Genomic DNA, 15310 nt, shown 5'->3' with positions numbered 1-15310 from the left:
TTGTATCCTTGAAAACAGTCTGTTTTTGAGATATATTCGTAATGGATAAAAAGGTAAACGGAGGCCTATTATGAATAATCGCTATGCAGTTATTTTGGCTGCCGGACAGGGAACCAGAATGAAATCCAAATTATATAAGGTGTTGCATCCTGTCTGCGGAAAGCCAATGGTCGAGCATGTACTAGATGAAATTTCAAAGCTTGAGATAAAAGAAACCGTAACGATCATCGGTCACGGCGCTGAACTTGTAAAATCCCATCTGGGAGAACGGACCGGCTATGCCCTGCAGGCCGAACAGCTCGGCACAGCGCATGCTGTTATGCAGGCAGAGGAGCTTTTGGCAGGAAAAGAAGGAACTACCCTTGTTATCTGCGGGGATACTCCTTTGATCAAATCCGAAACCATGGATCTGCTGATAAAGCAGCATGAGGAAAACCATGCAAAGGCTACCATCCTTACGGCTTATACAGATTCACCTGCGGGCTATGGAAGAATCATCCGCAATGAAGAAGGATTTGTCGAAAAGATTGTGGAGCATAAAGATGCTTCTGAAGAGGAGCGTCTGGTAAAAGAAATCAATACAGGCACCTACTGCTTTGATAATAAAGCTTTGTTCGAGGCTTTAAAGAATGTCTCAAATGAAAATGTCCAGGGAGAATACTATCTTCCTGATGTGATTGAAATCCTTAAAAAGAACGGTGAAATTGTAACAGCCTATCAGACAGATGATTTTTCTGAAACTTTGGGTGTGAATGACCGGGTAGCCCTTGCACAGGCGGAAGCCTCCATGAAAGTGCGCATCAACGAAGCGCATATGCGAAATGGAGTAACCATCATCGATCCGGCCAACACTTATATTTCCCCTGATGTTGTGATTGGGCAGGATACGATCCTTTATCCAGGTACGATCCTATCCGGCAAAACAGAAATCGGTTCTGACTGTACGATTGGCCCGAATACAGAAATGAAAGACTGTTCTGTTGGGAATAATACAGTTATCCGCCAGTCGGTGGCACATGACAGCAGCATCGGCTCAGATGTTAATATTGGTCCTTTTGCCCATATTCGCCCGCTTTCTACTATTCATGACGAAGTGAAAATCGGAAACTTTGTTGAAATCAAAAAAGCGGACTTTGGAAAGGGAAGCAAAGCATCCCATTTGAGTTATATCGGAGATGCTGAAGTAGGAAGTGACGTAAATATCGGCTGCGGCTCAATCACTGTTAATTATGACGGAAAAAATAAATTCCTGACTAAAATAGAAGATGGGGTTTTTGTAGGCTGTAATTCTAACCTTGTAGCACCAGTTACTGTAGGAAAGGGCGCCTATATAGCAGCGGGATCTACCATTACTGAAAATGTTCCTGGACAGGCACTATCCATTGCCCGTGCACGCCAAGTCAATAAAGAGAATTATGTTCAAAAGTTAAAAAACAAATAACACTGGAGGTTCAGCATGTCTAATCAGTACCTTGACCCAAAGATGAAAGTCTTCACACTCAATTCCAACAGGGGATTGGCGGAGGAAATTGCCAAATTTATAGGCGTAGAGCTTGGGAAATGTTCAGTTACACATTTCAGTGATGGAGAAATTCAGATTAACATCGAAGAAAGTATCCGCGGCTGTGACGTATTTGTAATCCAGTCAACAAGCGCCCCGGTCAATGAACACCTAATGGAACTATTGATTATGATTGATGCCTTAAGGCGCGCATCCGCTAAAACGGTGAATATTGTAATGCCTTACTACGGCTATGCCCGTCAGGACCGTAAAGCGCGCGCCCGTGAACCGATTACTGCCAAGCTTGTAGCTAATCTGCTTGAAACAGCTGGGGCAGACCGTGTTATTACACTGGATCTGCACGCACCGCAGATTCAGGGATTTTTTGATATTCTTATTGACCACCTTATGGGTGTACCTATCCTTGCCGATTATTTCAAAACCAAAAATCTGAAGGATATCGTGATTGTATCTCCAGATCATGGCGGAGTAACCCGTGCGAGAAAGATGGCAGACCGCCTGAAAGCTCCTATTGCTATCATTGATAAGCGCCGACCAAGACCGAATGTTGCGGAAGTCATGAACATTGTCGGTAACATTGAAGGCAAAACCGCCATCCTTATTGATGACATCATTGATACAGCCGGTACCATTACCCTGGCTGCCAATGCTTTAGTAGAAAATGGTGCTGCTGAAGTCTATGCATGCTGTACCCATCCAGTATTATCCGGACCTGCCATTGACAGAATCCAAAATTCTAGAATTAAGGAATTAGTTATAACAAATTCCATTGTCCTTGCAGAAGAAAAGAAAATCGGTAAAATTGTAGAACTGTCTGTTGCACCATTAATCGGTGAAGCGATCATCCGTGTCCACGAAGAACAATCAGTCAGCACTCTTTTTGACTGAATCAAACAAAGCCCGCCTTTTGGCGGGCTTTTAGTTTTTTAAGTGAGGTTTTTGCAATCGGGTGATATCGGCAGTCCCATTTAAAAGGTAGACTAAAATAAAACATGATATATCTAATGTTCCTTTTGTTTAAAAGCAGCTGATAAAGGGAAAAAAGATAGAGGAGACCAAATAATCGTATAAAGGTGGTTAAGCATGAGTAATATGTTAAGTGCCAGAGAACGTAAAGAGTCCCAAAATTCTTTTTTGACTTCTGTAAGACAAAATGGCGGAATTCCCGCTGTAGTATATGGGAGAAATAAAGAAAGCAAGTCCATTGTGATAGATAGCAAAGACCTCATCAAAACGATCAAGGAAGTCGGCAGAAATGGAATTATATCTTTAAATGTGGATGGAAGTCCGCAAAATGTTATGCTGACAGATTATCAGACAGACTCCTTAAAAAATACCATTCTTCATGCAGACTTTTTATATATCGATATGTCTACAGAGATTAATGCTCAGGTGCGTGTAAACTTAACCGGCACACCAGCCGGAGAATCCGAGGGCGGCGTGCTGCAGCAGGCCATCCATGATTTATCGATCACAGCCAAACCCAATGATATTCCTGAAGCGATTGAAGCAGACGTCTCCCCGCTTGGTATAAACGAGACGCTGTATGTAGGAGATATCAAGAAGAATTATGGAAATATCCTGATCAACCACGAAGAAGATGAAGTAATTGCTTCAGTCCTCCCGCCAAGACAGCAGGTTGAGCCTGCAGATGAAGGGGAAGCAGATGGCGGAGATGCAGCCGGGGAAGAACCTGCTGCAGAATAAGGCATTAAAAAAGGCAATATGTGCTTTATAGGCTATAATAAGGCGTGACCTTTATAAGGTTGCGCCTTTTCTGATGCTCTTTTGTACCATGTCAGCTTCAGGATATGCGACAAAACAATCTGTCTCTTTACGAGAAGTAAGATATAATGGAGCGAAGAAAAAAATAGTTAATCTAAAAAGGGGATTTCCCATTCTTCGGAGAAATAATAGCGGAGAGAGTGTTCTTCATCCAGAACAGGTCTTCATGCCCTTTTTATTCTGGCTGAACTTTGTTAATTTCTTTTTATAGAGTTTAAAAACGAAAAGGCAGTGCTTTATAACGAATATCAAAAGGATTCTATGACGATGATAGTTAAAAGGCTTAAAAGCATATTTTTTAATTCTAATGGAGTGTTGGACATGAAGGTAATAATCGGTCTTGGGAATCCTGGCAAACAATTTGATCAAACAAGACATAATATTGGATTTGAAGTGGTGGACGAGCTGTCCTCTAAATGGGGAATTCCACTTGACCAGGCTAAACATAAAGGTTTATTTGGAATGGGTACGGTTAATGGGGAGAAGGTCCTGCTTCTGAAACCCATGACGTATATGAATCTCTCAGGGGAATCCATTTCTGCTGTCCTGAATTTTTATAAGCTGGCACCTAAGGATATCGTAGTGATTTATGATGATCTCGATCTGCCTTCAGGAAAAATCAGACTAAGGCAGAAGGGGAGCGCAGGCGGCCATAATGGGATAAAGTCTACCATTGCCCATCTTGGAACCCAGGAATTTAACCGGATCCGCATTGGAGTTGGGCGTCCATCCGAGAAAAACTCTGTTTCAAATTTCGTGCTGGGCAAATTCTCTCCAGAAGAACGTGCGGAGATGAGCAAAGTAGTTGAAAGAAGTGCAGAAGCTTGCGAAAATTGGTTAAGCAATGACTTTTTACAAGTAATGAATCAATTTAACAAATAATTCTTATCCTTCTTCCGGAATCATGAATAAATCCCGGTCCTAAAGGTTCATACTACAAAGTAGATTGACCTGAAAAACGGGGGGAAGAAGATGGCGTATCATTACAAGTGCAGACATTGTGGAACGGACATTGGAATGTTGGATGAACCGGTTTTAGATTCGATGAAACTGGGATTTCATGCTCTGACCAGCCAGGAAAGACAGGAAATGATCAGCATCACTCAAACAGGTGACTATCAGGTATCCTCCATATGCGAAGACTGCCAGGAAGCATTCGAAAAAAATCCGTCCAACCACCAAAACGACTTCCTAATCCAATAAACAAAAGCTTTGGAGACCATCCAAAGCATTTTTCTGTTATATCTCAAAAGCGGAGAACGGTGCTTTTCGGATAGAATATGTTTTATTATGAATGAGTAACATACTAATTTTGAAAGATATAACTTGTTGAAAAGCAGACATCCGACAAGCATAAGACGGGGTGTCTATGGGAAGTGCTTTTCCTTCCCGTGGACAGCCTGGCTTATGACTCGAGGATGTCAGTTCGGAGCTGGATGCCTCAAAAGCGGAGAACGGTGCTTTTCGGATAGAATATGTTTTATTATGAATGAATAACATACTAATTTTGAAAGATATAACTTGTTGAAAAGCTGAAGGCGGTACCTTCACCAACCCTTAATTATTGAGGAAGGCCTTTTCCGCAATGTGGGCTCTTTTCTGCAAAATATTTAGGAGTTAGCCGTTCATTCAGAGATGCATAACTTATTAAATAACTAAAAAGTAAATTTAGGCGGAGGGAATCCGCAGCATTAACATACATTCAAAAACTAGTTTTCTAAAAAGAAACACTGAAGGAAAGGGGGACGTGCACTTGAATGATTTGCACCGGACTTTTGCTAAGAACGATGATGTTCAATCCATTTTAACCGGGATCGATGAGGGACTCAGGGAGCAGATGGTGGCTGGACTTTCCGGATCTTCAAGATCGATGCTGATTGCGTCTGTTTATTCGGAAACACATAAGCCCATTTTGGTCATCACCCATAATTTACTGCAAGCGCAAAAGCTGCATGATGACCTGACTTCATTTCTGCCTGATGATGAGATTTTTCTCTATCCCGCAAACGAGCTGATAGCCGCAGAGCTAAGTATTGCGAGCCCGGAGCTTAAGGGGCAGCGAATTGAAGTGCTCAATCACTGGAGCCGAAAATCAAGCGGTATCGTGATTGCTCCTATGGCTGGGGTAAAGAAGCTGCTGCCTCCTAAAGAGGTGTGGAGGAACAGCCAGCTCACCTTGAAGCTTGGAGATGATATTGATCTGGATCAGACGCTGCTGTCTCTTGTAGCAATGGGATATGAACGAGCGGAGATGGTATCTGCACCTGGAGAGTTTTCACTTCGAGGCGGAATCCTGGATGTGTATCCCCTGACAGAGGATCATCCCATCCGTGTTGAATTATTTGATACGGAAGTAGATTCCATTCGGGCGTTTTCAATAGAAAACCAACGGTCCCTCGAAAAAAAGGACTCAATTTCCTTCGGGGGGACAACTGAATCCATCGTTCAGGGACCTGCCTTGGATGCGCTTATTGCTAATTTAGACAAGGGTTTAAGCACAAGCCTTAAAAAGCTTAAGGATGAAAAGGCGAAAGAACAAATGCTCCATAATATCGGTCATGAATTGGAGCTTCTTAGGGATGGATCCCTCCCAGAACACCTTTTTAAATATATGAGCCTGGCGTATGAACACCCAGCTAGTTTGATAGATTACCTTCCGGAGAATGGCCTTGTCTTCCTCGATGAAATCTCAAGAATTCACGAAGTAAGTGACAGCCTTGAGAAGGAAGAGGCAGAGTGGTATATATCCCTTCTGGGTGAAGGGCAGATCATTCATGACGTAGCACTTTCCCATAAGCTGCCTGAGCTTATGTACAATGCCAGACATCCATTTATTTATTTAACTCTTTTCTTAAGGCATGTTCCTTTTACTAATCCACAGAACATTATTAACTTCACCTGTAAGCAGATGCAGAACTTCCATGGACAGATGCATGTGTTTAAAGGGGAGATAGACAGATGGAAAAAAGGGAAGTATGCCGTTGTCATACTGGGGCCTGATGAAGAACGAGTGAAAAAGCTTCAGAGAGTGTTAGAGGATTACGAAATTGAAGCGGCAGAGCTTTCAGAAGGGAGTTCGATTCTTCCCGGCAAGATTCAAATTGCAAAGGGAAACCTGCATGCAGGTTTTGAGCTTCCCATGACACGTCTTGCGATTGTGACGGAACATGAGCTCTTCAATAAAAAGACGAAAAAGTCTTCAAGAAGGCAGAAACTGTCCAATGCAGAACGGATCAAAAGCTATTCGGAATTAAAGGCCGGTGATTATGTAGTCCATGTCAATCATGGTATCGGGAAGTATCTTGGGCTTGAAACCCTGATGATAAATGGGGTCCATAAGGATTATCTCCATGTCAGGTATCAAGGGACGGATAAGCTGTATATCCCTGTCGACCAGATTGACCTGGTACAGAAATATGTGGGATCAGAAGGCAAGGAGCCTAAGCTTTACAAGCTTGGCGGTAGTGATTGGAAAAAAGTTAAAAGCAAGGTCCAATCCTCCGTCCAGGATATTGCTGACGATCTTATTAAGCTCTATGCGGAGCGAGAGGCTGCAAAGGGCTATGCCTTTTCACCGGATAGCGATATGCAGCGGGAATTTGAATCTGCCTTTCCATATAAGGAAACGGATGATCAGTTGAGATCCATCTATGAAATTAAAAATGATATGGAGCGGGAGCGTCCCATGGAAAGACTGCTCTGCGGAGATGTAGGGTACGGAAAAACAGAGGTGGCCATCCGTGCAGCTTTTAAAGCAATCATGGATGGAAAGCAGGTCGCTTTCCTTGTACCGACTACTATCCTTGCACAGCAGCACTTTGAAACAATTCGGGAAAGGTTCCAGGATTATCCTATAAACATCGGTCTTTTAAGCCGGTTCAGAACCAGGAAACAGCAGAATGACACCATTAAGGGACTGAAAGCCGGATCCGTGGATATCGTCATTGGTACGCACAGGATCCTGTCCAAGGACATTCAGTATCATGATTTGGGGCTCCTCATCATTGATGAAGAACAGCGCTTTGGTGTAACACATAAAGAGAAGATCAAAAAGCTAAAAACCAATGTGGACGTTCTCACCTTGACCGCTACTCCTATCCCAAGGACGCTTCATATGTCCATGCTGGGTGTAAGAGATTTATCGGTCATTGAAACGCCGCCTGAGAACAGATTTCCTGTCCAGACTTATGTAATGGAATACAACGGAATCCTTGCTAAAGAAGCGATTGAGAGGGAACTCGCAAGGGACGGCCAGGTTTATTTCCTATACAACAGGGTAGAAGATATAGCAAGAAAAGCAGAAGAAATTTCCATGTTTGTTCCGGATGCAAGAGTCACCTATGCCCACGGGCAGATGACCGAAACCGAACTCGAGGCAGTCATGCTGGGCTTTATGGAAGGAGAGTATGATGTGCTCGTCAGCACGACGATCATTGAAACCGGTGTCGACATACCTAATGTCAATACACTGATTGTCCATGATGCTGACAAAATGGGCCTCTCACAGCTTTATCAGCTCCGCGGCCGTGTAGGGCGGTCCAACCGGGTAGCCTATGCGTATTTCACCTACCGGAAGGATAAAATCCTTACCGAGGTGGCCGAAAAACGTCTTCAGGCTATCAAAGAGTTTACAGAGCTGGGTTCGGGATTTAAAATTGCGATGCGTGACTTGTCCATCCGTGGAGCAGGCAACCTGCTTGGGGCTGCACAGCACGGCTTTATAGATTCGGTAGGGTTTGATTTATACTCCCAAATGCTTAAAGAAGCAATTGAAGAGAGAAAAGTGGGAGCGGTGCCGGAAGAAAAGCCGAGTGTCGAGATTGATCTTGAGATTGATGCGTACATTCCGGATTCATACCTCTCTGACGGTCATCAAAAGATCGAGATGTATAAACGCTTCAGGGGTGTAACGACCATCGAGGAGCTTGAAGAGCTTCAGGGAGAGATGCTTGACCGTTTTGGAGAATATCCAGAAGAGGTTTCCTTCCTTTTCATGGTTGCAGAGATTAAGGTTCATGCCCTCGAAAACGGTGTAAGCCTCATTAAGCAGACCAAGCAGGAAATAAAAATTCTCATCTCAGAAAAAACAAGCAGTAAGATAGATGGCCAAAAAGTATTCCACCTGGGCTCGAAATACGGCCGAAAAGTGGGTCTTGGAATGGAAGGAAGCAATTTGAAGATGACGCTCAATACAAAGGGCACTCCTTCGGAAGAGTGGCTTCAGATTCTCCAGGAATTAATAAAAGGCTTAAAAACAGCTTTGAAGGAATGGGTTGAACTGTGAACCCGGGCTCCTTCAAAGGAATTGTGACATCTAAGACGGGCTTTATAAACCCTTTAATTTTCATGGCTTTTGCGTCATGAGATAGATTTGGCTGGGAAAAAGTAAAACAAGAGAAGAAAAATGTCAGATAGTGTATAGAAGTCGAGAGTTGAATGATACTAAGGTCAATATCGGTGAATTCCCAATGTTTTCACCCCTATCCAAATCATGAAAGAGAGGCAGCACAAGATGAAAGCAACTGGAATAGTACGTCGTATTGATGATTTAGGAAGAGTTGTTATCCCAAAGGAAATTAGAAGGACCCTCCGCATCCGCGAAGGAGATCCTCTGGAAATCTTTGTTGATAGAGACGGTGAAGTGATTTTAAAGAAATATTCCCCAATCAGTGAACTAAGCGATTTCGCAAGGGAATATGCAGAAGCGTTATATGACAGCCTTGGCAATCCAGTATTAATCTGTGACCGTGACACCTTCATCGCAGTTGCAGGCGGTTCTAAAAAGGATTACCTTAACAAAAGCGTTAGTGAGCTGGTTGAAAAAGCTATGGAGGACAGAGGCTCTGTGCTTGAAACATCAAAAGGCCAGATTGCCCTTGCTGACGGCACCGATGAGGACATCCAGTCCTATACGATTGGGCCGATTGTCGCAAATGGTGATCCGATTGGTGCAGTTATCATCTTCGCGAAGGAAAGCACTGTCGGTGAGGTTGAAAGAAAGGCAGTAGAAACTGCAGCGGGCTTCCTGGCACGCCAGATGGAATCTTAAAAGAATTAAGGGAATCAATAAAATCCGTGGAATCTATAAAGTAAATCACCAAAAAGAAAAAGGTATGCTGATGCTGCCTTTTTCTTTTTGGGTGAGGAAGTCGGCGAGTCCTGAATATAAGGGATTATATCGAAGTTCTCCTTACTGTGCTATAATTACAAGTATTTAATCTGCGGCCCATGGAAAATGATTCCGTGACTGTATTCACGGCATGTTACTTATGTTCGAACACATAAAGAAAAAACTATACTGCAGGAAAAAGACTCAGTGGTGATTTGATTTACCCCTTGACCGGAGGAGAAGAAAATGGCTGAAAAGCCTCTAGAGACAAAGAGGATTTTCAAGGGAGCGGCTGTCCTGACGATAGCTGCTATAATTACGAAAATCTTGAGTGCCTTCTACCGCATTCCCTATCAAAACATTGCGGGAGATACTGGCTTCTATATTTATCAGCAGGTATATCCGTTTTATGGGATATCCCTTATTCTTTCTACATACGGTTTTCCAGTCGTCATATCCAAGCTGATTGCGGAAAGAAACAGGGGACAGGAGGAGACCGGCAGAATCATGCTGGCAGCCATGGCATTCCTTGCAGGGCTGGGAATCCTCTTTTTTGCGGTTTTATACACCGGCGCAGGAGGGATTGCACGAATTATGGGAGATGAACATCTCGCCCCATTGATTCGAATCACTTCATTTAGCTTCCTCTTGATGCCGGCGGTCTCCCTGATCCGCGGATACTTTCAGGGTCATAATGAGATGGTGCCGACTGCTTCCTCCCAGATTGCTGAGCAGACAGTAAGAGTCACAGTCATCGTCATATTGACCTATTTACTGCTGCATGAAGGCAGGTCCCTTTATGAAGCTGGGGCAGGGGCCGTTTTTGGATCGGTTGCGGGAGCCCTGGCCAGCATCTTTACGCTGAGTGCGTTTCTATTAGCCCGTAAATCGGGAATGATCAGCTTTAAGGGATTTAAAGCAAGTGAAGCTGTAAAGGTAGGGAAGGTGCTGCTTGTACAGGGGATATCTTTCTGTATCACAAGCCTGATGCTCACCTTTACTCAGCTCGTGGATGCACTCAATCTCTATTCGCTGTTAATTGATTCTGGAATGGAGCCTTCCCTTGCTAAACAGCTGAAAGGAGTATTTGACAGGGGCCAGCCGCTTTTACAGCTGGGATCGATTGCTGCTACCTCTCTATCACTTGCAGTAGTTCCGCTGCTTTCCTCCTATGAAGCTCAGAAGGATCGACAGTATTTGTTGAATAAAATCAGTCTGGCATTAAGGGTAGCGGTGACTGCTGGGTTAGGGGCAGCTGTTGGACTGATCTGCATTATCAAGCCAGTCAATATTATGCTTTTCACCGATAGCAGCGGATCAAAGGCACTGGCCCTTCTCTCTGCAGCCATTTTATTTAATTCCTTGATTATGGTAGCAGCGGCTATTCTTCAGAGTCTTGGATGCTTATGGCCTACCATGGCTTTTATTGCGGGCGGATTATTGATAAAGCTGGTGCTCAATTACCTTTTTATCCCTCCGTTATCCATAACTGGTTCAGCTCTTGCCACCGTTCTTTCCTACTTGGCGGTCTCAGGCGGGCTGGTTGTTCTCTTGCGGAAGACCATCAAGGAGCCTCTTTTTACGCCTCCTCATATTAAGATTTGGAGTCTCGCTGCAGGCAGCATGGCCGTTCTTTTAGCAGCTGTGAACTGGCTGTTTGGAGATATGGGAAGCAGGTGGATGGCTGTACTGCAGGCGATTCTTGAGGTTATTGCAGGAGGCAGCCTGTATCTGTTAATCATCTTTAAGTCAGGTATTTTCAGCGGGGAGGAGCTGTCCCTTTTACCTCTTTCTCCGCAAAAGAATAGTAGAAGGAGTTTAAGAACAGATGACGAATGAAATTAAAATAGCTGGATTGGGTTCCGGAGACCTAGACCAGATTCCATACGGTATTTATAAAACGATGAAGAAGGCTGGCTTTTGCTATGTGAGGACTATGGATCACCCGGTGATCGACGAGCTGGCTTCGGAAGGAATCCGTTTCGAAAGTTTCGATTCCATCTACGAAAAGCATGACGGTTTCGAAAGAGTATACGAAGAGATTTCCGAAACCCTTTTGAACCTTGCTTCTGAGGGAGATGTGATCTATGCGGTTCCCGGCCATCCCATGGTTGCGGAAAAAACTGTTCAGCTTCTGCTGGAAAAAGGGCCGAAACATGATACAGCCATTACGATACTTGGCGGACAGAGTTTTCTAGATGCGCTGTTCCAGGCAGTGGGAATTGATCCTATTGAAGGCTTTCAGCTTCTGGATGGAACGAGCCTTGATGCAGACCAGATTTCCATTTCACAGCATGTCATCATCGGCCAGGTATACGATCAGCTTACCGCTTCAGATGTCAAGCTGACACTCATGGAAAAACTTCCTGATGATTACGAGGTCTGGATTGTCACAGCTGCCGGAACAGCTTCTGAAAAGACAGTAATAGTGCCGCTTTATGAACTGGACCATAACATGGAGCTGAATAATCTCACAAGTGTTTATGTTCCTCCTGTTCAAAAGGATGAACTGCTATACCGCGAATTCTTTAAGGCGAAAAAGATCATTGCGAAGCTTCGGAGTCCGGAAGGCTGTCCTTGGGATAAGGAGCAGACACATGAAAGTCTGAAAAAGTATCTTATCGAGGAAACGTATGAGCTCATTGATGCCATTGATGCCGAAGATGATGAGGAGATGATCTCAGAACTAGGCGATATTCTCCTGCAGGTACTCCTCCATGCTCAGATAGGAGAGGACGAGGGGATGTTTTCAATTGGAGATGTCATCGAAAGCCTTTCGTCCAAGATGATCAGAAGGCACCCGCATGTCTTTGGTGATGTGGAGGTGGAGACTTCTGGAGATGTACTTGTTAATTGGCAGAAAATTAAGGATCAGGAAAACCCTGATGCAAAAAAAGGCTCACTGCTGGATTCTGTCGAGAAGTCTCTTCCCCAGCTTTTAAAAGCCTATGACTATCAAAAGCAGGCCGGAAAAGCAGGGTTTGACTGGGACTCCCCCCTGCCAATGTGGGAAAAGATTGCAGAGGAGATCAAAGAAGCAAAAGACGAAATCGAAGCCGGAAATATGGACCTGTTAAAGAAAGAGCTTGGGGACATATTCTTTGCTCTTGTCAACATTTGCCGTTATTATTCAATTAACCCGGAGGAAGCACTCCATTCAACAAACCGGAAATTCTACGACCGATTCAGATATATAGAAATCCAAATAGAAGAAAAAAACTCATCATTTGCGGAATATACCCTTTCTCAGCTTGATGAATTATGGGAAGAAGCAAAGAAGAAGGGATATTAAGAGGAGGGCTCTAGATGCCAATGCGATTGGACAAATTTTTGAAGGTATCCAGATTGATTAAAAGAAGGACCCTGGCCAAAGAAGTGGCTGACCAGGGAAGAATCGCCATCAATGGAACTACGGCTAAAGCAAGCTCAAATGTAAAGGCTGGAGACCAAATGGAGATTCGTTTCGGACAGAAAGTGGTAAAGGTACAGGTGGAGAAGCTTCAGGAAAACTCCCGGAAAGAAGAAGCGGCTGAAATGTATACTATACTCAGCGAGGATAAGATACCTGAGTGAAGTTCTAACCCTTCATCCCCTCACATAGACTTGTACAAATGCTAATGTGAGGGATGAAACTATGAGCCAATTTTATGAATCCGGACAAAGCAATAAAACATCGGTGCCAGAGCATGACGTGATTATGAAAGGCAGGAGGCTCCTTGATATTTCAGGGGTCAAACAGGTTGAAAGCTTTGATAACGAGGAATTTTTATTAGAGACTGTAATGGGTTTTTTATCGATAAGAGGCCAGAATCTGCAAATGAAGAACCTTGATGTTGATAAAGGGATTGTATCCATTAAGGGGAAGGTATTCGATCTTGTCTACCTGGATGAGCAAAGCGGAGATAAAGCTAAAGGATTCTTTGGCAAGCTGTTTAAATGACGCTCACCACCCAATTTTATACCCTATTATCCATTGTCGGGATGGGATGCTACTTTGGGGCAGCTCTTGATACGTACAATTTATTTCTTAAGCGGTCCAAAAGAAATGGTTTCATTGTATTCGTAAATGATCTGCTTTTTTGGGTTGTCCAGGGGCTGCTTACTTTTTATATCCTGTTTTTAGTCAACGAAGGGGAATTGAGATTTTATTTATTTCTGGCTTTATTGTGCGGATTTTCCATCTATCAGGCCCTTTTAAAAAAGCTGTATATGAGAATGCTCCTCATTCTTATTTCCATCGTTAAAAAAATGGCCCGCATCTTCATGAAAATCGTGATTCTTCTCCTATGGAGTCCGTTAAAGTGGATTCTATTCACTGCTATCGCTATTTTACTAACTATTGGAAGAGGACTATTTTCTCTTGCCAAACTCCTTTTGAAACCAGTATTATCTATTATAAAGGGACTACTAATATCCTTTTCCTGGTTATTTACAAAAATAGGCAGAGTACTGCCGAAACCTGTCAGATCAATGCTCAGAAGAATGGAAGGTGCCGTCAGGCGGTTTTTATCCCTAATAGCGGGCTGGGTAAAACGGACTAAAAAATGAGGAAGATTGGAGTGAAAAGGTTGAGTAACCTGGAAAAACGGAATGTGTCTAAGATTGAATCAACGTATGTATCTCAGCAGGAACAAAAGGTACAAACCGTCGCAAGGAAGAGACGGGGGCTGGTCCGGCGGTTATCCGTAATGGGCGTCCTGGCTGCCGTGCTTACTTGCCTGCTCATTTCCACTCTTATGTCACAGGCCTCTGTATTGGAACAAAAAAAGGAACAAAAAAAGAAGCTCACTACTCAGCTGACAGGATTAAAGAATGATCAGAAAGATCTGGAAGATGAAGTGACTAAGCTTAACGATGATGATTACATTGCTAAGCTTGCACGGCGCGATTACTTTCTTTCGGATAAAGGGGAAATCATCTTTAATCTGCCAAAAAAGAAACAAGACAGTGACTCTTATTGACACTGTTTTTTTTCTTTCGTTATAATATAGAGTAACCATGATTTTTTAAATTCTAAGGAGGAACATTTTTTTTATGTCAATAGAAGTAGGCAGCAAGTTACAAGGGAAAGTCACAGGTATTACTAATTTCGGGGCATTCGTGGAGCTGCCGGAAGGTTCAACAGGACTTGTTCATATCAGTGAAGTAGCAGACAATTATGTTAAAGATATTAACGATCATTTAAAAGTAGGGGATCAAGTCCAGGTTAAAGTCATCAATGTCGAGAAGGATGGAAAAATCGGATTATCCATTAAAAAGGCTATAGACCGTCCAGAAGGCGAAACGCCTGCTTATACTCCAAGACCTAGACAAGGAAGAAGCAATGACAGCCGTGGACGCGACAATAACCGTTCAAGAGACAGCTTCCGCCCTAAAGAGAATTTTGAATCCAAGATGGCTAAGTTCCTTAAAGACAGTGAAGACCGTCTTTCATCCCTTAAAAGAAACACCGAAACAAAACGCGGTGGCAGAGGCGGAAGACGCGGATAACTTGCTGCTGAATTCAATTAAAATAGATCTTTCCGAAAACTTTTTTATATAAACGAGGAGCTAATGCTATTTAGCTTCTTTTTTTGTTTCGCATCCTGGAGCGGAGATCAGCCTCTTGTTCAAAAGCGAAATCAATACGCAGCGAAAAAGCTGCACCATAAAAAAGGACCGCACTTTGTTAGTTAAAGAATTAACTATACAAGGTGCGGCCAGTTTTTTGCTGTCTGTGGCAGCATTTTTAATAGATAGCGGCGGAGGGAGTCGAACCCACGACCTCACGGGTATGAACCGTACGCTCTAGCCAGCTGAGCTACACCGCCATGTAAAATCACAAAAACTATAATACCTCATTTGGATTTCGTTAGTCAATATGCTGGAGGAAAATAATCCATTCCCTTTTTTAT

Annotated in this window: 14 protein-coding genes and 1 tRNA gene; 14 read left to right on the top strand and 1 reads right to left on the bottom strand. The window is 43.4% G+C overall.

Annotated elements, in window-relative coordinates:
- Positions 1–70 precede the first annotated feature (70 nt).
- From glmU to H539_RS0108800, 14 genes are all read left to right on the top strand, one after another.
- Positions 71–1441 (top strand): bifunctional UDP-N-acetylglucosamine diphosphorylase/glucosamine-1-phosphate N-acetyltransferase GlmU, encoded by a 1371-nt coding sequence (gene glmU, locus H539_RS0108865; protein ID WP_026693221.1) that lies wholly within the window; start codon positions 71–73, stop codon positions 1439–1441.
- A gap of 15 nt (positions 1442–1456) precedes the next feature.
- A complete protein-coding gene (locus tag H539_RS0108860; RefSeq protein ID WP_026693220.1) occupies positions 1457–2410 on the top strand; it encodes a ribose-phosphate diphosphokinase in 954 nt (317 codons plus the stop codon).
- A gap of 195 nt (positions 2411–2605) precedes the next feature.
- Positions 2606–3229 carry a 50S ribosomal protein L25/general stress protein Ctc gene (locus H539_RS0108855; RefSeq protein WP_026693219.1) on the top strand — a complete coding sequence of 208 codons (624 nt, stop codon included), beginning with the start codon at positions 2606–2608 and terminating at the stop codon, positions 3227–3229.
- Between the two features lie 399 nt (positions 3230–3628).
- Complete coding sequence (gene pth, locus H539_RS0108850; RefSeq protein ID WP_026693218.1) at positions 3629–4189, top strand: aminoacyl-tRNA hydrolase; 561 nt, start codon at positions 3629–3631, stop codon at positions 4187–4189.
- A 90-nt stretch (positions 4190–4279) separates the two neighbouring features.
- A complete protein-coding gene (fin, locus tag H539_RS0108845) occupies positions 4280–4510 on the top strand; it encodes an anti-sigma-F factor Fin (RefSeq protein WP_026693217.1) in 231 nt (76 codons plus the stop codon).
- A gap of 550 nt (positions 4511–5060) precedes the next feature.
- Positions 5061–8591 (top strand): transcription-repair coupling factor, encoded by a 3531-nt coding sequence (gene mfd, locus H539_RS0108840; RefSeq protein WP_026693216.1) that lies wholly within the window; start codon positions 5061–5063, stop codon positions 8589–8591.
- Positions 8592–8819: 228 nt separating this feature from the next.
- Positions 8820–9356: a stage V sporulation protein T gene (gene spoVT / locus H539_RS0108835; RefSeq protein WP_026693215.1), complete on the top strand. Its 537-nt coding sequence runs from the start codon at positions 8820–8822 to the stop codon at positions 9354–9356.
- A 306-nt stretch (positions 9357–9662) separates the two neighbouring features.
- Positions 9663–11255, top strand: coding sequence for a putative polysaccharide biosynthesis protein (locus H539_RS0108830; RefSeq protein WP_026693214.1), 1593 nt, complete (start codon positions 9663–9665; stop codon positions 11253–11255).
- On the top strand, positions 11245–12708 hold the full coding sequence (yabN, locus tag H539_RS0108825) for a bifunctional methyltransferase/pyrophosphohydrolase YabN (RefSeq protein WP_026693213.1): 1464 nt from the start codon (positions 11245–11247) through the stop codon (positions 12706–12708). The genes H539_RS0108830 and yabN overlap by 11 nt, the downstream gene beginning before the upstream one ends.
- 20 nt (positions 12709–12728) lie before the next feature.
- Complete coding sequence (locus tag H539_RS0108820) at positions 12729–12989, top strand: RNA-binding S4 domain-containing protein (RefSeq protein WP_026693212.1); 261 nt, start codon at positions 12729–12731, stop codon at positions 12987–12989.
- 61 nt (positions 12990–13050) lie between these two features.
- On the top strand, positions 13051–13356 hold the full coding sequence (gene yabP, locus H539_RS0108815; protein WP_026693211.1) for a sporulation protein YabP: 306 nt from the start codon (positions 13051–13053) through the stop codon (positions 13354–13356).
- Complete coding sequence (yabQ, locus tag H539_RS0108810) at positions 13353–13964, top strand: spore cortex biosynthesis protein YabQ (protein ID WP_026693210.1); 612 nt, start codon at positions 13353–13355, stop codon at positions 13962–13964. The genes yabP and yabQ overlap by 4 nt, the downstream gene beginning before the upstream one ends.
- A gap of 11 nt (positions 13965–13975) precedes the next feature.
- On the top strand, positions 13976–14377 hold the full coding sequence (locus H539_RS0108805) for an FtsB family cell division protein (protein ID WP_425414703.1): 402 nt from the start codon (positions 13976–13978) through the stop codon (positions 14375–14377).
- Positions 14378–14450: 73 nt separating this feature from the next.
- Positions 14451–14906, top strand: coding sequence for a S1 domain-containing RNA-binding protein (locus H539_RS0108800; RefSeq protein WP_026693208.1), 456 nt, complete (start codon positions 14451–14453; stop codon positions 14904–14906).
- 246 nt (positions 14907–15152) lie between these two features.
- Here H539_RS0108800 and H539_RS0108795 read toward each other — a convergent pair.
- A tRNA-Met gene (locus tag H539_RS0108795) sits at positions 15153–15226 on the bottom strand.
- Positions 15227–15310 lie beyond the last annotated feature (84 nt).

The organism is Peribacillus kribbensis DSM 17871, from assembly GCF_000430765.1.
Taxonomy (GTDB): domain Bacteria; phylum Bacillota; class Bacilli; order Bacillales; family DSM-1321; genus Paraperibacillus; species Paraperibacillus kribbensis.
The sequence above is the reverse complement of the archived record's forward strand: the minus strand, read 5'-3'. Positions and strand labels throughout refer to the sequence as shown.